Below are 26,832 nucleotides of genomic sequence, written 5' to 3' on the forward strand. Positions count from 1 at the left end.
CGGCCGTCAGGCGGCCCGGAAGCCGCCCTCCTTCACCCCTGCCACGAATGAGTGCCAGGAGGGCGCAGAGAAGGCCAGCGCGGGCCCGTGCGGGTCCTTGCTGTCACGCACGGGGACGACTCCGGTAGAGGCGACAGCAGGCGCCCATTCGATGCACTGGCCGCCGTTGCCACTGTAGGAGGACTTGAACCAGCGGGGGGATTCGGTCTTCACGAAATGCCCTTTCGTACTTGCTCGATCATGGCCACTGACGCCGCCTGCGACAAAGCTTCGGCTTGTAGCTGATGGTAGGCCGTCAATATGGTCAGCACGAACGTACTTTCGCGTTCGAGATGGCCCCGATGGGCGGACTCGGCGTACGACATGAGCGAACGGTCCGGCATTGTCAGCACAGTGATCGGCAAGGTGAACGATCTGCGTGCTCCCATGGAGAACGGAGCAACCTGCAACACGGTGTTCGGCAGGTCGGCGAACTCAAGCAAGCGCGCGAACTGAGCATCCATGACGGCGGCGTCGCCCATCGGCCTGCGGATGCACCCTTCATCAAGTACCGCGAAGATCAGAGGCGATGGAGACCGCACAAGAGCTGCTTGCCGCTGCGTCACCAGCTCGACACGTTCCTCGGCTTGCTCGGGGGTGATCGCTTCCCGCCGCACCGCGTCCGCTTCCAGCGTTGCTGCGTACTCCGGCGTTTGAAGCAGACCAGGGATGACACCTACCTCGTACAGCCTGATCTCCGAGGCTCGCGCTTCATGTGCGACGTACTCCGGAAACCCTTCGATGAGCGCTGTGTGACGTACGGCCCGGCTCTGGCGTTGAAGCCTGTCCCCCGTGCCGAATGCCCGGTCAGCGCATGCCGCAAAGCGGCGAGTTGGAGGACGGCGACCAGTTTCAATGGCGGAGATGTGCGTCGCGGAGCACCCGATGCGGTCCGCCAGCTCGTCCTGAGTCCAGCCTCGCTCGTCCCGTAACGTGCGCAGACGATGCCCGAACGCCGCGCTAGGCGACTTTTCAGGTTCCAGCTCTTTCCGGTTCAACGGCTAACACCCAACTCCCTGTGCAAACAACGCAGGTTGATGACGGTCCGACTGTAGGTCACGCTGAACTCGCTTGGTAGTGAAATCGCTACAGAGAGGAGCGGTCGCTCCATGCCACCCGCCGGTCCTGAGCGTCAGCGCACCATGACTCCGCCCGTCCACCTCGGTGTCCCCAAGCCGGACCCCGAACCGGCACCCGGCTGCGACGTGTGCGGCGCGCTGGCCCGGCAGCGGGAGGACGCACAGCGAAGCGGGGACATGTCGATGGCGTCGGATCTGAACATCGAGATGCGGAACCACCCACACCGGAGGCGCACATGACGATTCACGCGGCGAACCACGCGGCAGCGACGGCGAACCAAGCGGCAGTGGAGGCGTACTGCGATCTGCATCTCGTCCTGGATGAGCTGAAGACGCCATTCCCGGAGATGGTCCTCACCGACACCGCCGACGGTGGCATCCGCATCAACCTCGGCCGCGTCGACACCGCCACGGCCGCCGGGCTCGCGTACACCCTCCAGGTGGCGGCACGACTTTTCCGAGTGGTGGCAGGGCGATGCGACACCGTGGAGCCAAGGCCGATCGGCACCTGACAGCAGATTTCCCGTCCCTGGACGGGGCGGATTGCACATGCACGACAGCGCGGGGAAGGTCCCTGCACTGAATGCAGTGAGGAGGCACGATGAACGTGATCCTGTGGAACAACGGTGGTGGCGACAAGTTGCCGGGCGAGCCCTATCCCGGTCCGCATCAGCCACCAACACCGGACGGAGGCCCCGGCGTTCCCAACCCGCCGAAGACGTTTGAGGCTGTCGGCCTGTGACCGCCAACGCGCACCAGGAGCGCTCCAGCCGTGCTGAGCTGGGGCGTGTCCTCATGTCCGACGGTACCTTGTCGCCCGACTGGGCCCCCTCCTTCGCTGCCGTCCCCCGGTCCGCGTTCCTGCCCGATCTCATGTGGCCCTTCGACATGAGCACCGCCCAGAGCGTGGCGGTCAGCAGGACGGACGACCCGGAAACGTGGCAGGAGTACGCCGAGTCCGACGTGCCCGTCGTCACGCAGTGGGACGACGGCCGGCACTCCGGCACTGCGCCGGGGCTGGTGCCCACGTCGTCCGCTTCCATGCCCAGTGTGGTCTTCCGCATGCTCTGTGACCTGGACGTACGGCCCGGAAACCGGGTGTTGGAAATCGGCACCGGCACGGGCTGGAACGCCGCTCTGCTGGCTCACCGGCTCGGCCCGGAGAACGTCGTCACGGTGGAAGTGGACGGCAGCGTCGCCGAGTCGGCGCGGGCGGCTCTCGAACGGTTCGGACTTCCAGCCCGAGTCGCCCATGGCGACGGATTCCAGGGCTACCCCGACGGAGCGCCCTACGACCGGATCATGGCCACCTGCGGGCTCCGGTCCATTCCCTTCGCGTGGGTACGGCAGTGCCGACCCGGCGGGGCGATCGTTGCCCCGTGGGGGACGCACTACAGCAACGGTGACGCTGTGGCCCGGCTGATCGTCGCCGGTGACGGCGAGAGCGCGTCCGGCGCCTTCACCGGCCCCGTGGAGTTCATGAAGCTCCGGGCGCAGCGCCTGCCTCCCGTGATGCACCGTGAATACGTTCCCGGCAGTGTGGCCGATGGCGACGAGTCGTCCACCACGGTCAGCGAGACCGAATTCGCCGGAGAACGTTTCGCCCCGCAGCGGTTCGCGCTGGGGCTCCGTCTGCGGGATTGCGTGCACGTCGTCGCCGGCAAGTGCGAGGGCGCCCGGCCGGTCTGGTTCTACGGACTGACGGACCGCTCATGGGCGTGCGTCCAGTTCCGTGACGGTGACACGGCCCGTGTCTGGCAGTCCGGCCCCCGCCGGCTGTGGGACGAGGCGGAAGCCGCCCACCAGTGGTGGGAGGAGCGGGGGCGCCCTGGCTTCACCCGCTTCGGGCTGACAGTGGACAGCGACGGCGAGCGGGTATGGCTTGATTCACCGGAGGGCGTCATCAGTCCCACGAACACGTAGACGAACACGTAGACAAACACGTAGAAAGAAGAAGGTCGGGGACACCGTTGAGCGCCCCCGACCTTGCAGGCCGCCGTTCCTGCTGCTCATCGCAGCTTCGGAGGCGTGGCGGCCCACGCGACGTCATCGACCGCGAGCCACGGTGCGGCCGCAACGGCCGTGGGCGTCACCCCGGCGAAGGCCAGGACGTCCCGATGCAGGTGGGACTGGTCGACGAAGCCGCTCTCCGCCGCCACCAGGGCAGCGCTGTGACCTGCGGCGAGACGGTGGGCCGCATGGTCGAAGCGAACCAGCTGCGCGGCGCGCTTGGGCGTGAGGCCGATCTGGGACCGGAACCGGGCCCAAAGACGTTTACGGCTCCATCCGACCTCGGCCGCCAGCGGCTCGACCCGCACCTGCCCCCGGTTGATCACCATCTGCCGCCAGGCGTGGGCGACTTCCGGATCGACCGCCCGGCCTGCCTCGTGTCCTCGACGAGCCAGCGCAGCCTCCGCGATCGTGAACCGGTCCTCCCACGATGCGGCAGCGCGCAGTTGCTCCTGGATGCGCAGGGCGTCGCGGCCCCAGAGATCGTCGAGGGCGACCACCGCCCCGCCCGGCTCCGGGGAAGCACCCAGCACCGCGTGCGCGGCCACCGGTGACAGCCGCACCTGCAGGCACTCGGTATTCCGGCCGCTCACCCGAACGCTGCCGGGCACGAGGCCGAGAACGGCGCTGCCGCGCTGTTGCCGGCCCGTGGCGTCGTCGAGGAGCAGTCCGTCACCACAGTCGACGGCCACCGTGACAGCCGGGTACGGGACCACGTGAAGGCCGACGAGATCCGTGGTGCGATCGCGGAATCCAGCCATGCAGACCCCCGGCAGCCGGCCGGGCCGCGACGGGGTGGTGATGTCCCACCTCGCCGCAGCGTCACGAGCCCCCTCGGCCCCCTCGGCATATCGCATGGCTCCAGGCTACGAGCCGCCGCCGGCGTAGCACCGCCGTCGCGACATTTGTCCAAGACGCGGCCTCAGGCACGCACCCACACTGACAGCCCAGTACCCGCCCCGGAGAGGAAGCTCGTGATGCACCAGCCGATCGACCCGTTCATGCCGGCCGTCGAACTCGCCGCGGCCATACGCCGCAAGGAGGTGAGCCCGGTAGAGGTGGCCGACAGCTACTTGCAGCGGATGGACGAACTCGACCCCCGGCTCAACGCGTTCTGCCACCGAGCCGACGACGACGTCCGCAAAGCCGCATCAGCTGCCGCGGACGCGGTGGTACAGGCCGATTCGACGGATTCGACCGAGGACCTCCCGCCGTTCCACGGCGTCCCGCTGCCGATCAAGGACCTCCTCGATGTGGCCGGCTGGCCCACGACCCATGGGTCCGCCGGCGCCGTCCGGGCACCGGCCGCCGCATCGGACCCGGTTGTGCAACGGTTCGTGGACGCGGGGTTCATCCTGCTCGGGAAGACCACCACCTCCGAGTTCGGCACCGTGTCCTTCACTGAGAGCGAGGCCCTGGGGATCTCCCGCAACCCGTGGGACCCGGACCGCACACCAGGCGGGTCGTCGAGCGGCGCGGGCGCTGCCGTCGCCGCGGGGATGGCGCCCCTCGCCCACGCCGCCGACGGCGGCGGTTCGATCCGCGTCCCGGCGTCGTGCACCGGCCTCGTCGGACTCAAACCCACCCGCGGCCTGGTCACCAACGCGACCGTCGACGCCGAGGGGCTGGCCACCAACGGCGTGCTCACCCGCTCGGTGGCCGACGCCGCGGCCGCCCTGGACGTGCTCGCCCGCCATGATCCTGCCGCGTGGTGGTCACCCCCGGCCCCACGGCGGTCCTTCGCCCGCGCGATAACGACGGCCCCGCCGGGAAGGCTGCGGATCGGTGTGCTCGTCGACCCTCCCATCGACGGGCTGAACGTCGATCCGGCATGCGTGGCGGCGGTCGACACGACCCTTCGGGCTCTCGAATCGGCCGGCCACCACATCGTCGACGTTCCCCTTCCGCTGCCCCCGTCCGATGAGTTGGTCGCGGCGTTCACGACCATCTGGAACCTTGCAGGCGTCGGGGTCGCACTCGCGGACCCGGACCGCGTCGAGCCCCATAACCGGGCCTTGCGTGACGCGGCGCGAGCCATCGACTCCTGGGCCTACGCAGAGGGCGTGAAGAAGACCCAGCACCTGTCGCGGCGCATCGTCGAAGCCTTCGTCACCGGCTTCGATCTCCTCGTCACGCCCACGATGGCGTGCCTGCCGCCACCCGTCGGCTTCTGGCGAACCGGCACCGACGATGATCCCCTGACGCCACTGCTGAAGAGCTACCCGCTGGCGGTGTTCACGTCCCTGTTCAACGTGACCGGCCAACCGGCCATCTCCCTCCCCCTCCACCACGACGACGCCACCGGCCTGCCCGTCGGCGTCCAGCTCGTCGCCGCCCCCTGGCGGGAAGACCTCCTGCTCCAGGTGTCCCGCGCCCTGGAGCTCGCACACCCCTGGACCGATCGCCGCCCGGCTGTCAGCTGACGACCTGAGTCAGGAGCGGGCCCGCGACTTCGTCGGCGAAGCCCCTGTCCGGGTGCCGGCGTGGCGGCTATCGCCCGCCCAGACTGCTTCCTCCGTCAACGTCAAGCACGTGGCCGGTGATGAAGCCCGTGTCCTCGGACAGGAGGAACTCGACGGCGGCGGCGATGTCGTCGGGAGTACCCAGGCGTCCGACGGGAATGGAGGCGATCGTGTTCCGTTCCGCTTCACTGCCGCGCGGTCGCGAACGGTGGAAGAGTTCGGTGCCGGTGGGCCCGGGCGACACGGCGTTGGAGGTGATGCCGTCCGCAGCGAGTTCGAGCGCCCAGGAGCGGGTGCAGCCCACCAGAGCACTCTTCGCCGCCGCGTACGACGTACGGTCCCGGGCGCCGTACGTCGCCCGGGAAGTGATGCTGACGATGCGGCCGAAACGTTCCGCGCGCATACCCGGCACAAGAGCCCGAACAATCTGGACGGCTGACCGCAGGTTCACGTCCAGCACCTGCTGCAATGTGGTCAGTTCCAGCTCTTGCAGGGGCTGCGGCTGCGCGACACCGACATTGTTGACGACACGGCAGATCCGGCGCCCGCTCAGGGCCTTGTCCAGCATGCGCGCGGTGTCGTCGATGTCGGCGAGATCGCAGGGGAGGAACGTGCCCGGGAACGGGTGAGCCGGCTCGCTGCGGGCGACCCCGATGACGCCGTATCCGGCCCGTGCGAGCCGGTGAGCGATCGCGAGCCCGATCCCCTTCGTGGCACCGGTGACCAGTACGTCCGCCATGTTGCTCCGTACGCTCCTTCTGTTCCTTGCTGCCGCCAACTCATCACAGAACGTGCGGTGGCCAGCTTAGATCGAGTCCGGCAACGGGTCCTCGGCGAGGCGGACCGGTTCCGCGAGGGCGGCCTCGTAGGCGGGGCGGGGCGTGGTCACCTCCCCGGCCGCCGTGGCCTCCGCCGTCCGCGCCGCCACCGGCCGCCCCATCGGCCGCCTCCCCATCCGCCCCCAGGCGGCCGTGGCCCAGGGGCTGCAGGCGTAGCCGAGACGGACGAGCGACAGGGTGGCACCCCGACGGGGTGCCACCCTTTCCCTCGTAACCAGCCACGGTTGACCCTGAACAGTGGCCGCTCTACCGAAGTCGCTTGGGGTAGGTGTACGGGAAGACGCCTTGGTACGGCGGGCCGGGAGTCCCGCAGTGCATGCAGTGCCAGTGTCCGCCCATCACGGTCATCGGGTTCCCGCAGTTATTGCAGCTCACTGCCGCCTCCTCGGGCTCGTTGGACCTGGTACTGATCCGTGTACGCCTGAGCGGCCCTGTACGCCTCGATGTTGAGCTTGTTGGCGCACTTGTCGGCCTCGGCCTCAGAATCGAAGAACGCTCCGTACATCTTCCCGTCGGCACCCTCGATGTGCGCCAGGTGGCCATCTGGGGTGCTGACGACGTACCAACGGTCGTCGCGTTCGTCTCGTCGTACCTCGAACATCACTTCATCTCCGTCCAGTCAGCGCCCATCCCACTGTTCCGGGCGCCGGGCGCAGTGTCACGGGGATCTGGTTGACCTCCTTCGATCGGTGGAGCAGTGTCCGGGGCGGTTGCCCGGCACCGCTCGCCACTGGGCGACACTGTCGGCGGCCTGCTGCTCAGTCATGACTGCCGAACATCCTGTGTTCCCTGATCTTGATGCTGGCGATCACTGCCGCGCCGAACTGCCCCTCTTTGCGCGCCTCGCAGCGCTCCTCTGCCAGCGCGGCGCACCGGTCGCAGTCGGGCACAGGCTCCGGGGCGAGGTCGTTGAACGGTTCGCCCAGCGACACGGGGCGCTCGTGGTAGCCGCTCATGTGCGACGCCTCCGGTTGTTGACCTCGGTCACGCGGGCGCGCAGCCGGTCCAGTTCGTTGGGTGGGCGGAAGCGCTGGGTCTCCCATGTCTCGTCATCCCCGGCGACAGGGGCCAGTGTGACCGTGCGGGTATCCCCGTCCCAGCCAACGGCCTTGCCGACGCGTCCCGCTGCCGTGTCCTTGACGAGTACGCCCTGAGCGGGCACCCACGGGGTGCTCATCAGGCGGTCACCTCCATGCCGTGAATCCGGCGGTCTTTCATGTGGCCTGTCCTGTCCTGGAATCGCCGCAGGGTGGTGCCGGATCTTTTGAGATGGGCAACTCCCTTGCAGTGACATCAGAGTTGCGCCTCGCGGACACCAAGCAACAGGCTTAGGGGCATCACACCTGACGTGTGATGGAGGGGAGTTGCGCGTTGGCTGAATCGTCTAGCAGTTCGGGATCTTCCTATGGGGAAGAGGTGCGCGCGTGGCGGCTCATGCGGGGCATGAGTCAGCGTGAGCTAGGCGCGGGCGCAAAGTACGGTCAGTCGTACGTATCCATGGTGGAGAAGGGGGATCGCGTCGGATCGCCGGGGTTCGCGGACCATTGCGACCAGGTGTTCGGCACGCCGGGAACCTTCAAACGGTCATGGAAGCGCGCGAGCAGGCGCGGACATCCCGAGTGGTTCGAACCGTACCTTGACCTCGAAGCCGTATCCGCACGCGTTCTGGACTTCAGCGCCTATCTCGTCATGGGGATATTGCAAACGGAGAGGTACGCGCATGCCCTCTTCCGTGCGTCGTACCCGCGTGACACCCCAGCGGCGACGGCCGAGAAGGTACAGGCCCGGTTGCGGCGCCGTGACGCACTGGACAGGGACGATCCCCCGCTGCTGTGGGTGATCCTGGACGAGGCGTGCGTACGGCGCATGGTCGGCGGCCCGGACGTCATGCGGGAGCAAGTGGCCTACCTGGTGGAGGCGGCGGAGTCGCCCCATGTCACCCTTCAAGTACTCCCGTTCGACACGGGGGCACCACCGGCGGGTGAGCCGTTCACCCTGCTTCAGTTCGAGGACCGCCCCAGTGTCCTCTACACGGAAGCGCTGGGCATGGGACGGGTCGTCGACTCGGCTGCGCAGGTGGAGAAGGCCAGCGGGCATTACGACCGGTTGCGCGCTGACGCTCTCTCGCCGGAGAACACGTTGATCGAGCTGCACAAGGTGATGGAGGAACTGCCAAGATGAGAACCACACCTGACCTCTCCGGCGCGGAGTGGGTTAAGTCGAGTTACAGCAGCGGAGAGGGCGGGCAGTGCCTTGAGTGGGCCCCCGTGTTCGCGGCTGCCGGCGTCGTTCCCGTCCGTGACTCCAAGAACTCCGACGGCCCGGTGCTGACCTTCGGCGCCGACGCCTGGTCGGCATTCGTGGACGATGCCAAGGGCGGAGAATTTCCCCACTGACGCAGCCCAGTAAACGGGGATAGCCGGGACACCAAATGGTGCCCCGGCTCTTTTCGTGGATGACGTCTTGGAGGCCGTGGCGGGAATCGAACCCGCGTAACTCGCTTTGCAGGCGAGCCCCTGAACCACTCGGGCACACGGCCGGGTTGTGCGGTGGTTCCGACTCTAGGGCGCGGGGGTGGGGGCCGGGCAAGGGTGCGGCGCGGGTTGCCATGAAGCCGCAATGCGGGGCAACACGGGTGCAATGGAGCGGACGCGCCGACGTGCGCGGGGACCTGCGATGTAGGACCGACGGCCGAGCTGATTCCCGCCTTCCGACAGGGGTGTGGTGGCTGTACGGCTCTTACGCTGGGCTGATGACCGCTGACCAGTCCGCCCTCTCTGCCCCGTCCCTGAACGGCGATGTTGAGCGTGCCGCCGATGCTGCTGATGCCGCCGACGGGGTGCTGTCCCCGGCCTACCGCGCGCTGACCTTGGGGATCATCTCCGTCGTCTCCCTCGTGGCCTTCGAGTCCAGTGCCGTGGGCACCGCGATGCCGGTTGCCGCCCGGGCCCTGGACGGCATCGGGCTGTACGCGTTCGCCTTCTCCGCCGTCTTCACGGCGGGACTGGTGGCGATGGCGCTGGCGGGGGAGTGGAGCGACCGGCGCGGTCCGCTCGCGCCGCTGTTCAGCGGGATCGCCGCGTTCGGGGCGGGGCTGGTGATCGCGGGTGGGGCGACGAGCATGGGCATGTTCGTGACCGGGCGTGGGGTGCAGGGTTTCGGCGGCGGGCTGGTGGTGGTGTCGTTGTACGTCGTCGTCGGCCGTGCCTATCCCGAGCGGCTGCGGCCCGCGATCATGGCGTCGTTCTCGGCGGCCTGGGTCGTGCCGGTGATCGTCGGCCCGCTGCTCGCCGGGACCGTCACCGAACACCTCGGCTGGCGCTGGGTCTTCCTCGCCATTCCCGTACTGATACTGCTGCCGCTCGCGGTGATGCTGCCGGCGCTGCGGAAGCTGCCGCGTACGGAGCCGGGGCCGGACGCCGGGGTCCGGCAGGTGCTGGGCAACCGGCGGTGTCTGCTCGCGCTGGCCGTCGCGGTGGGGGCCTGTTTGCTCCAGTACGCGGGCCAGCACCCGGCGTGGTTCGCGCTGCTGCCGGCGGCCGCCGGGCTGGCCCTGCTGGGGCCGGGCACAGTGAGGCTGCTGCCCCGCGGTACGTTCCGGGCGGCCCGCGGTCTGCCGACCGTCGTGCTGATGCGCGGCCTGGCGGCCGGGGCGCTGGTCGCGGCCGAGAGCTTCATCCCGCTGATGCTGGTCACCCAGCGCGGGCTGTCCGCCACCCTCGCCGGTCTCTCCCTCACCGGCGGCGGCCTGACCTGGGCGCTCGGCTCGTACGTGCAGAGCCGGCCGCGGCTGGAGCCGCACCGGGAGCGGCTGATGGGCCTGGGCATGGCGCTCCTCGCGACGGCGATCGTCCTGGTGCCGCTGGTGCTGCTCGACGGGGTGCCGGTCTGGATCGTCGCGGTGGCCTGGACGATCGGCGGCTTCGGCATGGGGCTGAACATCTCCAGCGGCGGCGTCCTCCTGCTGAAGCTGTCCCGCCCGGAGGAGGCCGGCAGCAACTCCGCGTCCCTGCAGATGTCGGACGCGCTGGGCAATGTCACGTTCGTCGGGCTGAGCGGAGTGCTCTTCGTCGCGTTCGGTGGTGGTTCGATCGCGGCGGGGACGGAGGCCGGAGGCGCGGTAGGCGCCGGCCACCCCGCCGCATTCGTCGCCGTCTTCGCGGCGATGGCAGCCGTCGCCGTGGTGGGGGTCGCGGTGGCCCCACGCCTCCGTCGCGTTTGACGTCTCCGCTGAGCCCACTGCGCGCAGGTGACCACTCGCGCACACCCCCACCGGCCTTCATCTCTCCCCACCCACGGGAGGGGGCGGACCGCAGGACGGCAGTCCGGAGGGCCGCACCCGTGACGTACAGCCCCGCGCAGCGGTAACGGCCGCCGCCAGGCGACACGGCGGGAAAGCCAACAACGTACGGGGCGCTGCGACGGGCGCAACGGTGAGACGGAAGGTACGGCGGGAAACCCGACAACGTGGGAATCCCAGCCAAGCGCAGCGGTTAGGCTGACGCGGTTGCCGACCGCCGATCCAGCCGACGGAGACCGTGACTACCACCACCAGCGCCACCAACAATCACCACCTGTCGCCGGCCTTCCCGGGGCGGGCCCCCTGGGGTACCGCGAACAAGCTGCGTGCCTGGCAGCAGGCGGCCATGGACCGGTACATCCAGACGCAGCCGCGGGACTTCCTCGCCGTGGCGACGCCCGGAGCCGGCAAGACGACGTTTGCGCTCACCCTCGCCTCGTGGCTGCTGCACCACCACGTCGTGCAGCAGGTGACGGTCGTCGCACCGACCGAGCACCTGAAGAAGCAGTGGGCGGAGGCGGCGGCCCGGGTCGGCATCAAGCTCGACCCGGAGTACAGCGCCGGGCCGCTGGGCCGCGAGTACCACGGTGTGGCGCTGACCTACGCCGGTGTGGGCGTACGGCCCATGCTGCACCGCAACCGCATCGAGCAGCGCAAGACCCTGGTGATCCTCGATGAGATCCATCACGCGGGCGACGCGAAGTCCTGGGGCGAGGCCTGCCTGGAGGCGTTCGAGCCGGCCACCCGGCGGCTGGCGCTGACCGGTACGCCGTTCCGGTCCGACACCAACCCGATCCCCTTCGTCACGTACGAGGAGGGGAACGACGGGATCCGGCGGTCGTCCGCGGACTACACGTACGGGTACGGGAACGCCCTGGGCGACGGTGTCGTCCGTCCTGTCATCTTTCTCTCCTACAGCGGCAACATGCGCTGGCGGACCAAGGCGGGCGACGAGATAGCGGCGCGGCTCGGTGAGCCGATGACCAAGGACGCGGTCTCGCAGGCCTGGCGGACGGCGCTGGATCCGCGCGGCGACTGGATGCCGAACGTGCTGCGGGCCGCCGACCAGCGGCTGACCGAGGTCCGGAAGGCCATTCCGGACGCGGGCGCGCTGGTGATCGCCTCGGACCAGGAGCAGGCCCGGGCGTACGCCAAGCTGATCCGGGAGATCACCGGGGAGGGCGCCACGCTGGTGCTGTCCGACGACTCCGGTGCCTCGCAGCGCATCGACGACTTCTCGCACTCGCAGGACCGCTGGATGGTGGCGGTGCGGATGGTGTCCGAGGGCGTGGACGTGCCGCGGCTGGCGGTGGGGGTGTACGCCACGACGATCTCGACGCCGCTGTTCTTCGCGCAGGCGGTGGGGCGTTTCGTACGGTCCCGCAAGCGCGGTGAGACCGCCTCCGTCTTCCTGCCGACCGTCCCGGCGCTGCTCGGCTTCGCCAACGAGATGGAGGTCGAGCGCGATCACGTGCTCGACAAGCCGAAGAAGGACGGGGAGGAAGAAGACCCGTACGCCGAGTCCGAGAAGGAGATGGACGAGGCGAACAAGCAGCAGGACGAGGACACCGGGGAGCAGGACCAGCTGCCCTTCGAGGCTCTGGAGTCCGACGCGGTCTTCGACCGGGTGCTCTTCAACAACGCCGAGTTCGGTATGCAGGCGCACCCGGGCAGCGAGGAGGAGCAGGACTACCTGGGCATCCCGGGGCTGCTGGAGCCCGACCAGGTGCAACTGCTGCTCCAGAAGCGGCAGGCCCGGCAGATCGCGCACAGCCGGAAGAAGCCGGACGCGGAGGCGGACCTGCTGGAGATGCCGGCCGAGCGGCGCCCGGTGGTCACGCACAAGGAGCTGCTGGAGCTGAGGAAGCAGCTGAACACGCTGGTGGGGGCGTATGTCCACCAGAGCGGTAAGCCGCACGGGGTGATCCACACCGAGCTGCGGCGGGTGTGCGGCGGACCGCCGAGCGCGGAGGCCACCGCCGGGCAGCTCACCGAGCGGATCAAGAAGGTACGGGAGTGGGCCACCCGGATGCGGTGAGGGGGCGGGCCGGCCGGTTCGTCGCCCTCGCCGAGGCTGCCAGTGGTTCGTAGTTCCGCTGGGGCTTCCAGTGGTTCGTAGCTCCGCTGGGGCTTCCAGTGGTTCGTAGCTCCCGCTGAAACATCCATACGCCCCCTCTCGGGCGGACGAATCGGGATGTTCCGGTCGGCGGAGCCCGGATTCTGGACGGCCTCTTCCGCTGACCGGACCGGCTCGCTACTGTCCCGGTCACACGCACGCCCCGTGGCAACGCCGCCGCGGAGCGCAGCCGGTGCCAAGCGGCCGGCGGCCTCCAGCGCGCGCTGCTCCGGCACTCGCAGCGCGCGGGTCCGGAGCGCCGCCACTCACACCAGGAGGGGCGTCGTGACCGCGGAGACCTCCCAGACACTCGACCGGGGACTGCGCGTCCTCAAACTGCTCGCCGACACCGACCACGGCCTGACCGTCACCGAGCTGTCCCACAAGCTCGGCGTCAACCGCACCGTGGTCTACCGGCTGCTGGCCACGCTGGAGCAGCACGCCCTGGTGCGCCGCGACCTCGGCGGCCGAGCCCGGGTGGGCCTGGGCGTGCTGGGGCTGGGCCGGCAGGTGCACCCGCTGGTCAGACAGGCCGCACTGCCCGCGCTGCGGTCGCTGGCCGAGGACGTCGGGGCCACCGCGCACCTCACCCTGGTCGACGGTACGGAGGCGCTCGCCGTCGCCGTGGTGGAGCCGACCTGGACCGACTACCACGTGGCCTACCGGGCCGGGTTCCGGCACCCGCTGGACCGCGGGGCCGCCGGACGGGCGATCCTCAAGGCCCGCCAGGGCCGGACGCAAGATGCCGGACTCGCCCTGACACATGGGGAGTTGGAGGCCGGGGCGAGCGGGGCGGCGGCGCCGCTGCTAGGGGTGAACGGCATCGAGGGCAGCGTAGGGGTCGTCATGCTCGCCGACACCGTCTCGGAACGGGTCGGGAAGCGGGTGATCGACGCGGCCCGGGAGGTGTCCGAAGCGCTCCGCTGAGCGGCCGGTCGGCCGGTCGACCGCTCAGCCAGTAGGGCGGCCACCCGGGCGGTATGCGCCGCGGGGGCGGGTGGGGCAAGGGTCAATTAGGGTGGCCGGGTGTCTTCCCGCGCTCGCGCTCTGGCGCTCTGTACCGCCCTGGTTCTCGCCCTGCTCGGCACCGCGGCGTTCGCCCCGCTGCCGTACTCGGTGGCGTATCCGGGCACGACCGTGAACGTTCTCGGGGACGACAAGGGCAAGCCGGTGATTGCCCTCACCGGCGCCGGGACCCGCCGGACGACCGGCCAGCTGCGGATGACCGCGATCGTCGCGACCGGCCCGGACGCCACGGTCCGCCTGCCGGACATCGTCCGGGGCTGGTTCCGTACGGACCAGGCCGTGATGCCCAGGGAGGCGGTCTACCCGGTGGGCGGCAGCACCGAGGAGATCGCCGAGCACAACGCGCGGCAGATGAGGGAGTCCCAGGACTCGGCCACCGTCGCCGCGCTCCGGCGGCTGAACAGGTCCCCCAAGGACGTCAAGGTCAAGCTGAGCCTCGCGGACATCGGCGGGCCGAGCGCCGGCCTGATGTTCGCCCTCGGCATCGTCGACAAGGTGGACGGTGACGGGGCCGGGCACGACCTGACCGGCGGGCGGACGATCGCCGGGACGGGCACGATCAGCGCGAGCGGAAAGGTGGGGGCGGTCGGCGGGGTTCCGCTGAAGACCCAGGCCGCGCACCGCGACGGCGCCTCGGTGTTCCTGGTCCCCCACGAGGAGTGCGCGGCCGCGCGGGTCGAGCTGCCGGAGGGGATGCGGCTGATCCCCGTCGGCACGCTGGACGGCGCGGTGGACGCGCTGAAGGCGCTGCGGGCCGGGGGCAAGGTCCCCAGCTGCTAGCCAGAGCCTGCGGCGGGGTTCAACCCTCCTTGATGAAGCCCTTCCGCAGCAGCCAGTCCTTGGCCACCTCGTGCGGGTCCTCGCCGTCCACGTCCACCTTGCGGTTCAGCTCCCGGGCGACGGTGTTGTCGAGGGCTCTGGTGACCGGCGCGAGCACCGCGGCGATCTGCGGGTACGCCCGCATCGTCGCGGCGTTCATCTCCGGCGCGGCGTTGTAGTTGGGGAAGAAGCGCTTGTCGTCGGCGAGGACGGTCAGGCCCATGGCCTGGATCCGGCCGTCGGTGGTGAAGACCTCGCCGAAGGTGCAGGCGGTGCCCCGGTCCACCTGCGTGTAGACGACGCCGGCGGACATCTTGCGGATATTGCCGGCAGGGATGCTCATGCCGTACGCCCTGGCCATACCGGGCAAGCCGTCGTTGCGGGTGACGAACTCGTTCTCCAGACACAGGGTGACCGCGCCGGGGTCCTTCTTGAGCAGCGCGGCGAGGTCCGAGAGAGTCCTGAGCCGGTACTTCTTCTCGTTCGCGGCGTTCAGCGCCAGCGCGTAGGTGTTGTTGAGGGAGGACTGCGGCAGCCACACGAGGCCGTTCGCCCGGTCCTCGTCGCGGACCGCCCGCCACTGCTCGTGTGCGTCGGTGATCGGCTTCTCATGGCCGAGGTGGGTGATCCAGCCGGTGCCGGTGTACTCGTACATCCCGTCCGCGGCGCCGGTCCGCACCGCCTCGCGGGCGCCGATCGTGCCCTGGATGTTGGTCCGGTCGACGACCGTCGCGCCGGCCGCCTCGAAGACCAGGCCCATGATCTGGCCGAGGATGAGGTTCTCGGTGAACTCCTTTGATGTGACGGTGAGTTGGGCGCCCTTGAGGGGCAGGCCCCGGCCGACGGTGCCGGGCGTGACGTCGTCGGTCATCGGGCTTCCGCTGACCAGGCCGCAGCCGCTCAGCCCGGCCGCCGCGGTGAGCAGCGCCAGCGCCCCGGCCAGCGCCACCACGGCCGTACGCCGCCGGACGGGGGCACGTCCCCCAGAGGACGTCATCGGCTTCCCAGGCTTCCCACTTCCAGCGGACGTCATCAGCCCCCCGCTTCTGGAGGACGTCATCGGCCCCCCACCTCCAGCCCGCGTGGCCGCAGCAGCAGTTCGGCGAGCGAGGCCAGCCATTCGACCAGCAGGGCGAGCGCCACGGTCAGCACCGACCCGAGGATCAGTACGGGCATCCGCTGGGTGACGATCCCCGCCGAGATCAGATCGCCGAGGCCGCCGCCACCGCCGAAGGTGGCCAGCGTCGCGGTGCCGACGTTCAGTACCAGCGCGGTGCGTACGCCCGCCAGGATCAGCGGTACCGCCAGCGGGAGTTCGACCTTGGCTAGGACGCCGGTGGCGGACATGCCGATACCACGGGCGGCCTCGGTCAGCGTCGGATCGATGCCGCGCAGCCCGGCGATGGTGTTGGCGAGGACCGGCAGCACCGCGTAGACGACCATGCCGACGATCGCCGCGCGGGCGCCGATGCCCAGCCAGATGACCAGCAGGACCAGCAGGCCCAGGGCGGGCACGGCCTGCCCCAGGTTGGCGAACGCCACCGCGAACGGCGTGGCCCGGCGCAGCCCGGACCGGGTCAGCGCGATGCCCAGCGGGATCGCGATGATCAGTACGAAGAAGGTGGAGACGGCGGTGAGTTCGACATGCTGGCGCAGCGCCAGCCACACCTTGCCGCCGTCCACCGCCTGGTGGGCGATGGAGTCCAGCCGGGCGCCGCGGAACCACAGCCAGGTGGCCAGCAGCGCCACGACCAGGAACGCCGGCATGAACGTCCACTTCTGCCAGCTGATCCGGCGCGCCCCGGGCGGCGCGGAGGGGGCGGGCGCCTCACCGATCGCCTCACCGCCTGCCTCGCCGAGCGCCTCACCGTCTGCCTCACTGGCAGTCCGCTCCCGCGCCCCCGTCCCGACGTCGTCCCCGATGCCGTCCCCGACGTCGCCCGAGCGTGCACCGTCCGAGCGCGCACCGTCCGGGCGTGCACCGCCCCCGCCGGAGCTCACGCCTCCAGCCCTTCCTGCTCCCGCTGGGTCTGGCGGGCGCGCTGCTCCTGGAGCCGGTGCTGGTGCTCGATGGCGTCCAGCCGGTCGGCCTCCAGCAGCTCATGGACGTTGTTCATCAGCGTCTCCATGTCGACCACGCCGGTGTACTCACCGCGCCGCCCGGTGACCGCCACCCGGCCCGCGCTGTCGGTGAGCACCGCCTCCAGCGCGTCGCGCAGCGTGGCGTCCCGGGTCACGGTGTGCTGCACCAGCGTCCCGGCCCGCGCCAGCGACCCCTTGGCGCGCGCGAGGTCACCGCGCCGCAGCCATTTGTACGGGCGCCGGTTGCGGTCCAGCAGCAGCAGTTCGTTGTGGGAGCCGGAGCGCAGTAGGTCGAAGATCGTCTCCAGCGGGTCGTCGAGGGTGGCGGTGGGGAAGCCGACCACGCCCACGTCCCGTACGCGGGTGAGGTTCAGGCGTTTGAGCGCGGCGCCGGCGCCCACGAAACCGGAGACGAAGTCGTCGGCGGGGTTGGTGAGGATGGCCTCGGGGGTGTCGAACTGGGCGATGTGCGAGCGCTCGCGGAGCACCGCGATGCGGTCGCCGAGCTTGATGGCCTCGTCGAAGTCGTGGGTGACGAAGCAGATGGTCTTGCGGAGTTCGTGCTGGAGCCGGATCAGCTCGTCCTGGAGGTGGTCGCGGGTGATCGGGTCGACGGCGCCGAACGGCTCGTCCATCAGCAGGACGGGCGGGTCGGCGGCGAGCGCGCGGGCCACCCCGACGCGCTGCTGCTGGCCGCCGGAGAGCTGGCGGGGGTAGCGGCCGTGGAACTCTCCGGGATCCAGGCCGACCAGGTCGAGCATCTCCTCGACCCGGTCGCGGACCTTCGTCCTGGGCCAGCCGAGCATCCTGGGGACCAGGGCGATGTTCTGGGCGACGGTCATGTGCGGGAAGAGGCCGGAGGCCTGGATGGCGTAGCCGACCTTGCGGCGCAGCCTGACCGGGTCGATGCGGGTGACGTCCTCGTCGCCGATCCGGATCCGCCCGGAGGTCGGCTCGATCAGCCGGTTGATCATCTTCAGGGTGGTGGACTTGCCGCAGCCCGAGGGCCCCACGAAGATCACCGTCTCACCGGCCTTGATCTCCATGGTGACGTTGTCCACCGCGGGGTGCGGGTTGCCCGGGTAGGTCTTCGTCAGGTTCTCCAGCTCGATCCGCGCGCCGGAGGCGGCGTCGGCGCCGGACCGCCCGGTGGATTCGGTGGATTCGGCGGGCACGGCCGACGGAGTCGGCGCGGCCGGGCCGGTGGTCTCAGGCACGGATCCCCCTGGAGATGGTCAGGCGTCCGATCAGGACGTACACGGCGTCGAAGAGGAGCGCGAGGACGGCGATCCCGAGGGTGCCGGCCAGCACCTGGTTGAGGGAGTTGGCGCTGCCCAGTGAGGAGATCCCGCGGAAGATCTCGTTGCCGAGCCCGGGGCCGGAGGCGAAGGCGGCGATCGCGGCGATGCCCATCAGCATCTGGGTGGCGACCCGGATACCGGTGAGGATCGGCGGCCAGGCCAGCGGCAGTTCGACCCGGAAGAGCCGGGCGGCGCGCGACATCCCGATGCCCTTGGCCGCGTCGACCAGTGCCGGGTCCACCCCGCGCAGTCCGACGATCGCGTTACGGACCACCGGCAGCAGTCCGTACAGGGTCAGCGCGGTCACGGTCGGGGCGACGCCGAGGCCGACGACCGGGATCAGCAGGCCGATCATCGCCAGTGAGGGGATCGTGAGGAGGGTGGCGGTGGCGGTCGTGGCGAGGGCGCCCGCCCATTCGCTGCGGTACGTGACGACGCCGATGAGGACGCCCAGCAGGGTGGCGATCACCATGCACTGGAAGACCGCGCTGGCGTGCTGGAACGTATCCGTCAGCAGCTGGGCGTGCCGGGTGCCGACGTACTCCCAGAAACTCACCGTCCGTACCCCCAGAAACTCACCGTCCGTACTCCCAGAAGCTCACCGTCCGTACTCCCAGAAGCTCACCGTCCGTACCCCCGGAAACTCACCGTCCGTACTCCCGGAAACTCAGCTCCCAAGAAACTCACCGTCGCCTCCTCGGGCGTGCGGGCACCGCGTCCGGTCAGGCCCCCGATGCCTGCTTCACCAGCGGGATGATCCGCAACGGAACCGGATTTTCCATGACGATCGCCGTTGAGGCCCGCACAATGCCATCAAATCCCACAACCCGGTCGATCACTCGCTGCAGATCGGCGTTGGACCGGGCGACGAGCCTGCAGAACATGTCCCCATGTCCCGTCGTTGTATGCAGCTCCAGCACTTCCGGAACGGTGGCCAAATGGGCCCGTACATCACCGCCTTGCCCCTGTTTGATCTCCAGCGTGGCGAACGCGGTGACCGGGTAGCCGAGCGCCGCCGGGTCCACGTCCGGCCCGAAGCCCCTGATCACTCCATTCGACTGAAGCCGGTCCAGGCGCGCCTGCACCGTCCCGCGCGCCACCCCGAGCCGCCGCGACGCCTCCAGCACACCGATCCGCGGCTCCTCGGCGAGCAGCACCAGCAGCGCCCCGTCCAAATGATCGATCGCCATCGCCCGTTCCCTCGATTTCGATGGTCATCATGTACAGATAGCCCGGCAAAACCGCCCAGCCGCTAGGCATCATGCCCACCAGATTCACAAACTATTGCGCACCTTGTGGATCGGAGAGACTCTGCCGCCATGGCAGACACCACGATGCACACCCAGCCCACCACCCCTGGCACGGCCCGGCGGGAGCAGCAGGCGGACCCCTTCCCGGTCAAGGGGATGGACGCGGTCGTCTTCGCCGTCGGCAACGCCAAGCAGGCCGCGCACTACTACTCCACCGCCTTCGGTATGAAACGGGTCGCCTACGCCGGACCGGAGACCGGCAGCCGGGAGACCGCGAGTTATGTCCTCGAATCCGGCGGCGCCCGCTTCGTGTTCACCTCCGTCATCAAACCCACCACCGACCGGGGACGCTTCCTCGCCGACCATGTCGCGGCGCACGGCGACGGGGTCGTCGACCTCGCCATCGAGGTCCCCGACGCCCGCGCCGCCTACGCGTACGCCGTCGCCCATGGCGCCACCGGCCTGGAGGAGCCCTACGAGCTCAAGGACGACCACGGCAGCGTCGTCCTGGCCGCCATCGCCACCTACGGCCGGACCCGGCACACCCTCGTCGAGCGCACCGGATACGACGGCCCCTACCTGCCCGGCTACGAGGCGGCGACGCCGTTGGCCGAGCCCGCGAAGAAGAGGTTCTTCCAGGCCATCGACCACTGTGTCGGCAATGTCGAGCTCGGCAGGATGAACGAGTGGGTCGACTTCTACAAGAACGTCATGCACTTCACCAACATGAAGGAGTTCGTCGGCGACGACATCGCCACCGAGTACTCCGCCCTGATGTCCAAGGTCGTCGCCGACGGCACCAAGAAGGTCAAGTTCCCGATCAACGAGCCGGCGATCGCCAAGAAGAAGTCCCAGATCGACGAGTACCTGGAGTTCTACGGCGGCCCGGGCGTCCAGCACATCGCCCTCGCCACCAACGACATCGTCGCCACCGTCCGGCAGATGCGCGCCGCCGGCGTCGAGTTCCTCGACGTCCCCGACGCGTACTACGACACCCTCGGCGAGTGGGTCGGCGAGACCCGCGTCCCCGTTGACGAACTGCGCGAACTGAAGATCCTCGCCGACCGCGACGAGGACGGCTACCTGCTCCAGATCTTCACCAAGCCGGTCCAGGACCGCCCCACCGTCTTCTTCGAGATGATCGAACGGCATGGCTCCCTCGGCTTCGGCAAGGGCAACTTCAAGGCCCTCTTCGAGGCGATCGAGCGCGAGCAGGACCGGCGCGGCAACCTCTGAGCCCGGCAGGGGTCGGGCGGGGCGGCAACCTCTGAGCCCGACGCGGCAACCTCTGAGCTCAGAGCGGCAATCTCTGCACCCGGCGCCCTGTGGCCGGTCCGGCACCGTGGCCGTAGGCGATCTTCCGTGTACGGCCCACGGATGCCAGTCTGACGGCATGGACCTCATCGAACGCCTGCGCGCCGGACTCCCCGAGGCGGCCCTCCTCACCGACCCCGACGTCACCGGCTCCTACGCCCACGACATGGCCAACTTCTGTGCGGCCGGCACCCCCGCCGCCGTCGTGCTGCCGCGCACCGTCGAACAGGTCCAGCATGTGATGCGCACGGCGACCGCGCTGGGCGTCCCGGTCGTCCCGCAGGGCGCCCGTACGGGAGTGTCGGGCGCCGCCAACGCCACCGACGGCTGCATCGTGCTGTCCCTCGTCAAGATGGACCGCATCCTGGAGATCAACCCCGTCGACCGGCTCGCCGTCGTCGAACCCGGCGTCATCAACGCCGTCCTCTCCCGCGCCGTCGCCGAACACGGCCTCTGCTACCCGCCCGACCCCTCCAGCTGGGAGACGTGCACCATCGGCGGGAACATCGGCACCGCCGCCGGCGGCCTGTGCTGCGTCAAGTACGGCGTCACCGCCGAGTACGTCCTCGGCCTGGACGTCGTCCTCGCCGACGGCCGCCTGCTGAGGACCGGCCGCCGCACCGCCAAGGGCGTGGCGGGCTACGACCTCACCCGCCTCTTCGTCGGCTCCGAGGGCACCCTCGGCATCGTCGTCCGCGCCACCCTCGCCCTGAAGCCCGCACCGGCCCAACAGCTCGCCCTCGTCGCGGAGTTCGGCTCCGTGGCCGCGGCCGGCCGGGCCGTCTGCGAGATCATGGCCCGCGGCCACGCCCCCTCGCTGCTGGAGCTCATGGACCGTACGAGCGTCCGCGCCGTCAACGCCATGGCGCAGATGGGCCTGCCGGAGTCCACCGAAGTGCTGCTGCTGGCCGCCTTCGACACCCCCGACCCAGCCGCCGAACTGGCCGCCGTCGGCGCGCTGTGCGAGGAGGCCGGGGCCACCCAGGTCGTCCCCGCCGAGGGCGCCGCCGAATCCGAGCTGCTGCTCCAGGCCCGCCGGCTGGCCTTCACCGCCCTGGAGCGGATCAAGCCGGCGATGCTGATCGACGATGTGTGCGTCCCCCGCTCCCAGCTCGCCGCCATGCTCGAAGGCACCACCGCGATCGCCGAGAAGTACGGCCTGACCATCGGTGTCTGTGCCCACGCCGGCGACGGCAACACCCACCCCCTCGTCTGCTTCGACCCGGCCGACCCGGACGAGGAGCGCCGCGCCCGCGAGTCCTTCGACGAGATCATGGCGCTGGGCCTCGCCCTCGGCGGCACCATCACCGGCGAACACGGCGTCGGCGTCCTGAAGAAGGACTGGCTCGCCCGCGAACTGGACCCGGTTGCCCTGGAGTTGCACCACACCATCAAGCAAGCCCTCGATCCGCAGGGGATCCTGAACCCGGGGAAGCTCATCTGAACCCGTGACGGGAATCCGGTGAACCCGTGACGGGAACCTGGGAAGCTCCTTCGAGAACCCGGAAAGCTCCTCTGAGAACTCCGGGAAGCTCCGGCAAGAACCCGGGAAGCTCCTCCACGGCCGTGGCGTTGCGACGAAGACAGGGGGTGCGCAACCCTGTCGTGCCCATGCCCCGCCCCAGCCGCTCCCACCCCCGCCCCGTAAAGTCCCCGCCCATGGAATACCTGCTCCCCGCCCTCGTCCTCACCGTGATCGCCGTCGCCACCGTCACCTCGGCCACCGACCGCCGCTCCAAGGCCCTGGACCGCCGGCTCCGGCGGCTGGAGCAGAAGGTCGACCTGCTGCTGGCCGAGGCCGGCGTCCAGGAGCCCGAGGACCCCCGGATGGCCGAGATCGACGACCTCCTGGCGCAGGGCAAGAAGATCCAGGCGATCAAGGTGCACCGCGAGCTGACCGGCTCAGGCCTCGTCGAGGCGAAGGAAGAGATCGAGCGCCGGATGCGCTGACGGCGTCCCGGGCGGAGGATGGCGGAAGGACCCGCGCACCCAGGGAGCGAAGCCGATGGCAGCGACCGAAGCGACCCGGCCCGGGGCCGGTGCCGGCACGGACACCTACGACGTCATCGTGCTGGGGGCGGGCCCCGTAGGTGAGAACGTCGCCGAACGGGTGCGCGCCGCCGGGCTGAGCGCGGTGATCGTGGAGAGCGAGCTGGTCGGCGGCGAGTGCTCCTACTGGGCGTGCATGCCCAGCAAGGCGCTGCTGCGCCCGGTCACCGCCCGCTCCGAGGCGTGCCGCGTCCCCGGCCTCCAGGACGCCGTGACCGGTCCCCTGGACGCACCCGCCGTCCTCGCCCACCGTGACGCCTTCGCCTCGTACTGGAAGGACGACGGCCAGGTCCGCTGGCTGGACTCGGCCGGTATCGACCTGGTCCGCGGGGCGGGCCGGCTGGCCGGACCCCGCCGGGTCACCGTCGACGGCGGCCGCGTCCTCACCGCCCGGCACGCCGTCGCGGTCTGCACCGGAAGCCGCCCGATGCTGCCGCCCATCCCCGGCCTCGACCGGGCCCGGCCCTGGACCAGCCGCGAAGCCACCAGCGCCAAGGCCGTGCCGGGCCGCCTGGTGGTGCTCGGCGGCGGCGTGGTCGGCGTCGAGATGGCCACCGCCTGGCGGGCCCTGGGCGCCTCGGTCACCCTCGTCGTACGCGGTGACGGGCTGCTGCCCCGTATGGAGCCGTTCGCCGGTCACCTGGTCGCCGAATCCCTCGCCGAGGCAGGGGTGTTCCTCCGTACCGGCGTCGAGGTGCGCGAGGTGCGCCGCGAGGCTCCGGGCGGTCCGGTGACCGTCGTCCTGGACACCGCCGACGAGATCGTCGCCGACGAACTGCTGGTCGCCACCGGCCGGCTGCCGCGCACCGACGACCTCGGCCTGGAGACGGTCGGTCTGGAGCCCGGTTCGTGGCTGGAGGCCGACGACAGCTGCCGGGTGACGGAGGTGACCGACGGCTGGCTCTACGCCGTCGGCGACGTCAACCACCGCGCCCTGCTGACACACCAGGGCAAGTACCAGGCCCGGATCGCCGGCGCCGCGATCGCCGCGCGCGCCCGGGGCGTGCCGATCCTGGAGTCCGACCCCTGGGGCGCGCACGCCGCCACCGCGGACACCCGCGCCGTCCCGCAGGTCGTCTTCAGCGACCCCGAGGTCGCCTCGGTCGGCCTGACCGCCGCCGCGGCCGAGCGGGCCGGGCACCGGATCCGGGTGGTCGACCAGGACCTGGGTGCGGTGGCCGGCGCCGCCCTCTACGCGGACGGCTACCGGGGCCGTGCCCGTATGGTCGTCGACCTGGACCGGGAGATCCTGCTCGGCGCCACCTTCGTCGGCCCCGGCGTCGGCGAACTGCTGCACTCCGCGACGGTCGCGGTGGCCGGCGAGGTCCCCGTCGAGCGCCTGTGGCACGCGGTCCCGTCCTTCCCGACGATCAGCGAGGTCTGGCTGCGGCTGCTGGAGGCGTACCGCCAGTAAAGACGCACCTACTGGCGGGAGGCATGAAAGGCCCCTTGTCGCTCACGAAGTGGCAAGGGGACCTTCGGAGTTCGTGACGCCTTCGTCGCTCTTGGAACGGGCCAGCAAGGCGCTGTTGACGCACTGACCACAGGGCGATGGCCGTGCAATCGAGCGCAATCCCATCGACGCAAGGAGAGGGCATGCAGCTACGGTTTCTAGGGGCCATCCCCTCACGCCTGTTGACGACTCGCCGACCATCCGGCTGGATGAGGACACCGGAGATCTCCTGATCCAGTCCTGCAAGGCCACAGCGGGCTAGGTGAGTGTGAGCCAGGAGATCGGTTCGTTCCCTGGCCACTCGGTGGATGTGCCAGGCCGCGAGAAGGTCATCCGGTTTGCGGCCGTGATGTTGAAGTACATCCCTCGACCGGAGGACGGCGACGGTGAAGTACCCCGTACGTGAAGGACTCGCCAAGGTGCAGCACTCGGCCGTGCACCTGGAGATGCGCGACGTCTACACACCGGAGGGCCCGGAGTTCGCTCGGCGGCGCGCCGGGCATCGGTACAACAATGACCCTGCGAACCTTCCGAACTGGTGGGGAACCTGGCGCGACCTGGCGAGAGAGACGACAGCACGCGGCGTCGTCATGCGTCGGGCCCGCATCGTCTCCGAGCCGGTTACCGACTACATTCGGTACGAGCACGACATCACGTTCGCCAACGTTGCGGCGGGTGAGCTGGTCCGCTGGCTGCCCCGACGGGAGGCCGCCGACATCGCGCTCCCCGGAACAGACCTGTGGATGTTCGACGGTTCATCGGTCCTGTTCACCTACTTCTCCGGGGTCGGCGAAGTGGTTGACCGGGAGTGGTGCGCTGAACCAGCCGTCGTGGAACTGGTGAACTCTGCATTCGAAACGGTTTGGCAGCGGGCTACGCTGCACGAGGAATACAAGCTGGTCTGATCGTTCCGAACCATGTCTGTATCAGGATCATCAAGCGCTCAGGCGGCCCGGAAAGTCCTTGCTGATCGCCTTCGGGAGATGTGCAGGGACGCCGGGTTGGACGGCAAGCAACTCGCCCATGCCTGCGGCTGGCACCCATCCAAAGTGTCCCGGATCTCGACCGCGAAGACCTCACCATCCGCTGACGACATTCGCGCCTGGTGCTGGGCGTGCGGCCAGGAAGGCCAGACAGAGGATCTGGTGGCTTCTCTCCGGGCCGTAGAGGGCATGTGGATTGAGTGGCATCGCATGGAGCGTGCTGGTCTGCGACGTGCCCAGGAATCGCGCCTGCCGCTTTTCGAGCGGACCCGTTGGTTCCGGTCCTACTCGTCATGGCTCGTGCCTGGGCTGATTCAGACCTGCGGTTACACGGAAGACGTGTTGCGTGCGGTCCAGCGAAGGCGGGTTGAGGTGGACGACGTGGCCGACGCTGTGGCGGTGCGCATGGAACGTCAGCGGGTCCTGTATGAAGGGCACCGTACGTTCGCGTTCCTGGTAGAAGAGCCGGTGTTGCGGAACGGGCTCGGCAGCGCTGACACGCAGCTTGAACAGCTTGAACACTTGCTCACAGTTGGATCATTGCCCAACGTCAGCTTAGGCGTGGTGCCTACGCGGCTTGGCCGATCACGGATGCCAGTAGAAGGTTTCTGGATTTTCGACAGGGCGCAGGTCAACGTCGAACTTGTCTCTGGCTATCTCACTCTCACGCAACCCAGCGAAGTACGTGCGTACGCCGACACGTTCGCCATGCTGGCCGACATAGCGGCCTATGGCGCGAAGGCCCGCGCGTTGATCACAGCGGCTATGTCCTCGCTCGGGTGATTGCCTTGCAATCAGGTGCAATCGGCTGGGAGTTGGAGTTCCGCTGTTCCTAGCGTGGTCATACCGACACGCATGAGGGGACGGCGAGAGTCATGACCAGCCCGATTCGGTACAGCCAACACCCCGTGGAACTTCCGTTAGACCCCTGGTTGCTGGAAGGTTCCCCGGTCCCGGGCTGCAAGGTGTGTGCCGCCCTGGATCTCCAGCGAGGCCAGGCGCGGGGGCGAAACGACTGGGCGGCCGCCTGTGCTGCTGCCAGAGAGATCCGGAGCCATGGGCGAGGGCATGCCGAGGACGAGACATGAACGCCCGCAAGCTGATCACGCCGGACGCAGGCACTGCCGAGAGCCGGTGGCCGCCGTTGGTCCGGCGGCTGGATGTGCAGACGGGTGTGGTGGCGATCCCACGGGGCGCGAAGGTACCGCCGTGCCCCTTCCCGTGTTCCGTCTGCCGGGCCAAGGGGCGCCAGTAGGCGCTCTGCGGGACGGGCCTCGCGATGACTGAGATGGCTGAAGCGGAGCCCGGAATGTGGCCGGGCCATGTGTGCACAGCGATGACCGGCGTTCAAGACTCCCGCCCCGGCGGCGGAAACCTGGACAGTCGAGCAGCCGGGGCGGGTGACCACCGCAGGGAAATCCCTGCGGGCCTACGGGCCATGCCTCGACGGTACGGCGGTGTGGCCCCTCGCGAAAGAGGAGGTTGGAGGTTGGTGGATGAGCGTTCCAGCGGTCGAGACGTATGAGACGCGCACGCCGGACGCCGAAGGATGGCGCGGCGTCCCGTTCCGGCACCCCCGGGACCTGGAGGTGGTCGCGCAGGCTGACGGCGGGAAGCACGACGGTGGGCCCATGCCGCCGGAGGCTCCCCGTGACCCGGCCCCGCAGGGCGGCGACGGCAAGTAGGCCACTGTCCGCAGACCGCACGTGA

General features: G+C 69.7%; 31 protein-coding genes and 1 tRNA gene. 18 read left to right on the forward strand and 14 right to left on the reverse strand.

Annotated features, from left to right (window positions below):
- Positions 1 to 6: 6 nt before the first annotated feature.
- A complete protein-coding gene (locus ACFY12_RS28410; RefSeq protein ID WP_390718762.1) occupies positions 7 to 213 on the reverse strand; it encodes a DUF397 domain-containing protein in 207 nt (68 codons plus the stop codon).
- Positions 210 to 1,037, reverse strand: coding sequence for a helix-turn-helix domain-containing protein (locus tag ACFY12_RS28415; RefSeq protein WP_390718763.1), 828 nt, complete (start codon positions 1,035 to 1,037; stop codon positions 210 to 212). The genes ACFY12_RS28410 and ACFY12_RS28415 overlap by 4 nt, the downstream gene beginning before the upstream one ends.
- Before the next feature lie 111 nt (positions 1,038 to 1,148).
- Between ACFY12_RS28415 and ACFY12_RS28420 the strand changes: the two genes are divergently transcribed.
- From ACFY12_RS28420 to ACFY12_RS28435, 4 genes are all read left to right on the forward strand, one after another.
- Entirely contained in the window at positions 1,149 to 1,358 is a 210-nt protein-coding gene (locus tag ACFY12_RS28420) for a hypothetical protein (protein ID WP_390718764.1), read from the forward strand.
- Entirely contained in the window at positions 1,355 to 1,630 is a 276-nt protein-coding gene (locus ACFY12_RS28425) for a hypothetical protein (protein WP_390718765.1), read from the forward strand. The genes ACFY12_RS28420 and ACFY12_RS28425 overlap by 4 nt, the downstream gene beginning before the upstream one ends.
- Positions 1,631 to 1,719: 89 nt before the next feature.
- Positions 1,720 to 1,860 carry a hypothetical protein gene (locus ACFY12_RS28430; protein WP_390718766.1) on the forward strand — a complete coding sequence of 47 codons (141 nt, stop codon included), beginning with the start codon at positions 1,720 to 1,722 and terminating at the stop codon, positions 1,858 to 1,860.
- Positions 1,857 to 3,041: a methyltransferase domain-containing protein gene (locus ACFY12_RS28435; protein WP_390718767.1), complete on the forward strand. Its 1,185-nt coding sequence runs from the start codon at positions 1,857 to 1,859 to the stop codon at positions 3,039 to 3,041. The genes ACFY12_RS28430 and ACFY12_RS28435 overlap by 4 nt, the downstream gene beginning before the upstream one ends.
- An 86-nt stretch (positions 3,042 to 3,127) precedes the next feature.
- Here the strand turns inward: ACFY12_RS28435 and ACFY12_RS28440 are convergent, their stop codons facing one another.
- Entirely contained in the window at positions 3,128 to 3,985 is an 858-nt protein-coding gene (locus ACFY12_RS28440; protein ID WP_390718768.1) for a helix-turn-helix domain-containing protein, read from the reverse strand.
- A gap of 120 nt (positions 3,986 to 4,105) precedes the next feature.
- Here ACFY12_RS28440 and ACFY12_RS28445 point away from each other — a divergent pair, with 120 nt between their 5' ends.
- Complete coding sequence (locus tag ACFY12_RS28445; RefSeq protein ID WP_390718769.1) at positions 4,106 to 5,551, forward strand: amidase; 1,446 nt, start codon at positions 4,106 to 4,108, stop codon at positions 5,549 to 5,551.
- Positions 5,552 to 5,618: 67 nt separating this feature from the next.
- Here the strand turns inward: ACFY12_RS28445 and ACFY12_RS28450 are convergent, their stop codons facing one another.
- The 5 genes from ACFY12_RS28450 to ACFY12_RS28470 all read right to left on the reverse strand — a co-directional run bounded on the left by ACFY12_RS28450 (position 5,619) and on the right by ACFY12_RS28470 (position 7,606).
- The gene (locus ACFY12_RS28450) at positions 5,619 to 6,329 is read right to left on the reverse strand and encodes an SDR family oxidoreductase (RefSeq protein ID WP_390718770.1); all 711 of its coding nucleotides are present in this window, start codon (positions 6,327 to 6,329) and stop codon (positions 5,619 to 5,621) included.
- Between the two features lie 66 nt (positions 6,330 to 6,395).
- Entirely contained in the window at positions 6,396 to 6,629 is a 234-nt protein-coding gene (locus ACFY12_RS28455; protein WP_390718951.1) for a hypothetical protein, read from the reverse strand.
- Positions 6,630 to 6,790: 161 nt separating this feature from the next.
- Positions 6,791 to 7,030 carry a hypothetical protein gene (locus ACFY12_RS28460; protein WP_390718771.1) on the reverse strand — a complete coding sequence of 80 codons (240 nt, stop codon included), beginning with the start codon at positions 7,028 to 7,030 and terminating at the stop codon, positions 6,791 to 6,793.
- Positions 7,031 to 7,187: 157 nt separating this feature from the next.
- Positions 7,188 to 7,385 carry a hypothetical protein gene (locus ACFY12_RS28465; RefSeq protein ID WP_390718772.1) on the reverse strand — a complete coding sequence of 66 codons (198 nt, stop codon included), beginning with the start codon at positions 7,383 to 7,385 and terminating at the stop codon, positions 7,188 to 7,190.
- A complete protein-coding gene (locus ACFY12_RS28470) occupies positions 7,382 to 7,606 on the reverse strand; it encodes a hypothetical protein (protein ID WP_390718773.1) in 225 nt (74 codons plus the stop codon). Before ACFY12_RS28470 ends, ACFY12_RS28465 begins: the two co-directional genes overlap by 4 nt.
- Positions 7,607 to 7,845: 239 nt before the next feature.
- On the opposite strand from ACFY12_RS28470, the gene ACFY12_RS28475 reads away from it, so the two are divergent.
- Both ACFY12_RS28475 and ACFY12_RS28480 read left to right on the forward strand, forming a co-directional pair.
- Complete coding sequence (locus ACFY12_RS28475) at positions 7,846 to 8,610, forward strand: helix-turn-helix transcriptional regulator (protein WP_390718774.1); 765 nt, start codon at positions 7,846 to 7,848, stop codon at positions 8,608 to 8,610.
- Positions 8,607 to 8,825, forward strand: coding sequence for a DUF397 domain-containing protein (locus ACFY12_RS28480; RefSeq protein ID WP_390718775.1), 219 nt, complete (start codon positions 8,607 to 8,609; stop codon positions 8,823 to 8,825). The genes ACFY12_RS28475 and ACFY12_RS28480 overlap by 4 nt, the downstream gene beginning before the upstream one ends.
- A gap of 68 nt (positions 8,826 to 8,893) precedes the next feature.
- Here the strand turns inward: ACFY12_RS28480 and ACFY12_RS28485 are convergent.
- Positions 8,894 to 8,968: transfer RNA gene (locus ACFY12_RS28485), tRNA-Cys, on the reverse strand.
- A 213-nt stretch (positions 8,969 to 9,181) separates the two neighbouring features.
- On the opposite strand from ACFY12_RS28485, the gene ACFY12_RS28490 reads away from it, so the two are divergent.
- The 4 genes from ACFY12_RS28490 (at position 9,182) to ACFY12_RS28505 (ending at position 14,651) form a co-directional block, all read left to right on the forward strand.
- Positions 9,182 to 10,651, forward strand: a complete 1,470-nt coding sequence (locus tag ACFY12_RS28490; protein ID WP_390718776.1) for an MFS transporter — start codon at positions 9,182 to 9,184, stop codon at positions 10,649 to 10,651.
- Positions 10,652 to 10,967: 316 nt separating this feature from the next.
- Complete coding sequence (locus tag ACFY12_RS28495; RefSeq protein ID WP_390718777.1) at positions 10,968 to 12,767, forward strand: DEAD/DEAH box helicase; 1,800 nt, start codon at positions 10,968 to 10,970, stop codon at positions 12,765 to 12,767.
- Positions 12,768 to 13,130: 363 nt separating this feature from the next.
- Positions 13,131 to 13,772 (forward strand): IclR family transcriptional regulator, encoded by a 642-nt coding sequence (locus ACFY12_RS28500; protein WP_390718778.1) that lies wholly within the window; start codon positions 13,131 to 13,133, stop codon positions 13,770 to 13,772.
- 99 nt (positions 13,773 to 13,871) lie between these two features.
- Positions 13,872 to 14,651 carry a S16 family serine protease gene (locus ACFY12_RS28505; RefSeq protein WP_390718779.1) on the forward strand — a complete coding sequence of 260 codons (780 nt, stop codon included), beginning with the start codon at positions 13,872 to 13,874 and terminating at the stop codon, positions 14,649 to 14,651.
- 19 nt (positions 14,652 to 14,670) lie between these two features.
- Here the strand turns inward: ACFY12_RS28505 and ACFY12_RS28510 are convergent, their stop codons facing one another.
- The 5 genes from ACFY12_RS28510 to ACFY12_RS28530 form a co-directional block, all read right to left on the reverse strand.
- Positions 14,671 to 15,687 carry a glycine betaine ABC transporter substrate-binding protein gene (locus tag ACFY12_RS28510; protein ID WP_390718780.1) on the reverse strand — a complete coding sequence of 339 codons (1,017 nt, stop codon included), beginning with the start codon at positions 15,685 to 15,687 and terminating at the stop codon, positions 14,671 to 14,673.
- 59 nt (positions 15,688 to 15,746) lie between these two features.
- Positions 15,747 to 16,613, reverse strand: a complete 867-nt coding sequence (locus tag ACFY12_RS28515; protein WP_390718934.1) for an ABC transporter permease — start codon at positions 16,611 to 16,613, stop codon at positions 15,747 to 15,749.
- Positions 16,614 to 16,687: 74 nt separating this feature from the next.
- Complete coding sequence (locus ACFY12_RS28520) at positions 16,688 to 17,878, reverse strand: betaine/proline/choline family ABC transporter ATP-binding protein (protein ID WP_390718935.1); 1,191 nt, start codon at positions 17,876 to 17,878, stop codon at positions 16,688 to 16,690.
- A 103-nt stretch (positions 17,879 to 17,981) separates the two neighbouring features.
- A complete protein-coding gene (locus tag ACFY12_RS28525; RefSeq protein ID WP_390718781.1) occupies positions 17,982 to 18,629 on the reverse strand; it encodes an ABC transporter permease in 648 nt (215 codons plus the stop codon).
- Positions 18,630 to 18,795: 166 nt separating this feature from the next.
- Positions 18,796 to 19,263, reverse strand: coding sequence for an Lrp/AsnC family transcriptional regulator (locus tag ACFY12_RS28530; protein WP_390718782.1), 468 nt, complete (start codon positions 19,261 to 19,263; stop codon positions 18,796 to 18,798).
- A 129-nt stretch (positions 19,264 to 19,392) separates the two neighbouring features.
- Between ACFY12_RS28530 and hppD the strand changes: the two genes are divergently transcribed.
- The 7 genes from hppD to ACFY12_RS28565 all read left to right on the forward strand — a co-directional run bounded on the left by hppD (position 19,393) and on the right by ACFY12_RS28565 (position 26,807).
- The gene (gene hppD / locus ACFY12_RS28535; protein WP_390718783.1) at positions 19,393 to 20,559 is read left to right on the forward strand and encodes a 4-hydroxyphenylpyruvate dioxygenase; all 1,167 of its coding nucleotides are present in this window, start codon (positions 19,393 to 19,395) and stop codon (positions 20,557 to 20,559) included.
- A gap of 157 nt (positions 20,560 to 20,716) precedes the next feature.
- Positions 20,717 to 22,081, forward strand: coding sequence for an FAD-binding oxidoreductase (locus ACFY12_RS28540; protein ID WP_390718784.1), 1,365 nt, complete (start codon positions 20,717 to 20,719; stop codon positions 22,079 to 22,081).
- Between the two features lie 215 nt (positions 22,082 to 22,296).
- Positions 22,297 to 22,587, forward strand: coding sequence for a hypothetical protein (locus tag ACFY12_RS28545; protein ID WP_390718785.1), 291 nt, complete (start codon positions 22,297 to 22,299; stop codon positions 22,585 to 22,587).
- Between the two features lie 55 nt (positions 22,588 to 22,642).
- A complete protein-coding gene (locus ACFY12_RS28550) occupies positions 22,643 to 24,100 on the forward strand; it encodes a dihydrolipoyl dehydrogenase family protein (RefSeq protein WP_390718786.1) in 1,458 nt (485 codons plus the stop codon).
- Between the two features lie 425 nt (positions 24,101 to 24,525).
- The gene (locus ACFY12_RS28555) at positions 24,526 to 25,044 is read left to right on the forward strand and encodes a DUF6879 family protein (protein ID WP_390718787.1); all 519 of its coding nucleotides are present in this window, start codon (positions 24,526 to 24,528) and stop codon (positions 25,042 to 25,044) included.
- A gap of 12 nt (positions 25,045 to 25,056) precedes the next feature.
- Entirely contained in the window at positions 25,057 to 25,905 is an 849-nt protein-coding gene (locus ACFY12_RS28560; RefSeq protein WP_390718788.1) for a helix-turn-helix domain-containing protein, read from the forward strand.
- 713 nt (positions 25,906 to 26,618) lie between these two features.
- The gene (locus ACFY12_RS28565; protein WP_390718789.1) at positions 26,619 to 26,807 is read left to right on the forward strand and encodes a hypothetical protein; all 189 of its coding nucleotides are present in this window, start codon (positions 26,619 to 26,621) and stop codon (positions 26,805 to 26,807) included.
- The last annotated feature ends 25 nt before the right edge of the window (positions 26,808 to 26,832 follow it).

It is taken from the genome of Streptomyces sp. NPDC001339 (genome assembly GCF_042895955.1).
Classification (GTDB): domain Bacteria; phylum Actinomycetota; class Actinomycetes; order Streptomycetales; family Streptomycetaceae; genus Streptomyces.

Excerpts from the sequence above, each read along its gene's own strand:
- ACFY12_RS28420 (WP_390718764.1), top strand. The coding sequence starts at position 1,149 with ATGCCACCCGCCGGTCCTGAGCGTCAGCGCACCATGACTCCGCCCGTC.
- ACFY12_RS28425 (WP_390718765.1), top strand. The coding sequence starts at position 1,355 with ATGACGATTCACGCGGCGAACCACGCGGCAGCGACGGCGAACCAAGCG.
- ACFY12_RS28430 (WP_390718766.1), top strand. The coding sequence starts at position 1,720 with ATGAACGTGATCCTGTGGAACAACGGTGGTGGCGACAAGTTGCCGGGC.
- ACFY12_RS28440 (WP_390718768.1), bottom strand. The coding sequence starts at position 3,985 with ATGCGATATGCCGAGGGGGCCGAGGGGGCTCGTGACGCTGCGGCGAGG.
- ACFY12_RS28445 (WP_390718769.1), top strand. The coding sequence starts at position 4,106 with ATGCACCAGCCGATCGACCCGTTCATGCCGGCCGTCGAACTCGCCGCG.
- ACFY12_RS28450 (WP_390718770.1), bottom strand. The coding sequence starts at position 6,329 with ATGGCGGACGTACTGGTCACCGGTGCCACGAAGGGGATCGGGCTCGCG.
- ACFY12_RS28460 (WP_390718771.1), bottom strand. The coding sequence starts at position 7,030 with ATGTTCGAGGTACGACGAGACGAACGCGACGACCGTTGGTACGTCGTC.
- ACFY12_RS28465 (WP_390718772.1), bottom strand. The coding sequence starts at position 7,385 with ATGAGCGGCTACCACGAGCGCCCCGTGTCGCTGGGCGAACCGTTCAAC.
- ACFY12_RS28470 (WP_390718773.1), bottom strand. The coding sequence starts at position 7,606 with ATGAGCACCCCGTGGGTGCCCGCTCAGGGCGTACTCGTCAAGGACACG.
- ACFY12_RS28480 (WP_390718775.1), top strand. The coding sequence starts at position 8,607 with ATGAGAACCACACCTGACCTCTCCGGCGCGGAGTGGGTTAAGTCGAGT.
- ACFY12_RS28490 (WP_390718776.1), top strand. The coding sequence starts at position 9,182 with ATGACCGCTGACCAGTCCGCCCTCTCTGCCCCGTCCCTGAACGGCGAT.
- ACFY12_RS28510 (WP_390718780.1), bottom strand. The coding sequence starts at position 15,687 with ATGACGTCCTCTGGGGGACGTGCCCCCGTCCGGCGGCGTACGGCCGTG.
- ACFY12_RS28530 (WP_390718782.1), bottom strand. The coding sequence starts at position 19,263 with ATGGCGATCGATCATTTGGACGGGGCGCTGCTGGTGCTGCTCGCCGAG.
- hppD (WP_390718783.1), top strand. The coding sequence starts at position 19,393 with ATGGCAGACACCACGATGCACACCCAGCCCACCACCCCTGGCACGGCC.
- ACFY12_RS28540 (WP_390718784.1), top strand. The coding sequence starts at position 20,717 with ATGGACCTCATCGAACGCCTGCGCGCCGGACTCCCCGAGGCGGCCCTC.
- ACFY12_RS28545 (WP_390718785.1), top strand. The coding sequence starts at position 22,297 with ATGGAATACCTGCTCCCCGCCCTCGTCCTCACCGTGATCGCCGTCGCC.
- ACFY12_RS28550 (WP_390718786.1), top strand. The coding sequence starts at position 22,643 with ATGGCAGCGACCGAAGCGACCCGGCCCGGGGCCGGTGCCGGCACGGAC.
- ACFY12_RS28560 (WP_390718788.1), top strand. The coding sequence starts at position 25,057 with ATGTCTGTATCAGGATCATCAAGCGCTCAGGCGGCCCGGAAAGTCCTT.
- ACFY12_RS28565 (WP_390718789.1), top strand. The coding sequence starts at position 26,619 with ATGAGCGTTCCAGCGGTCGAGACGTATGAGACGCGCACGCCGGACGCC.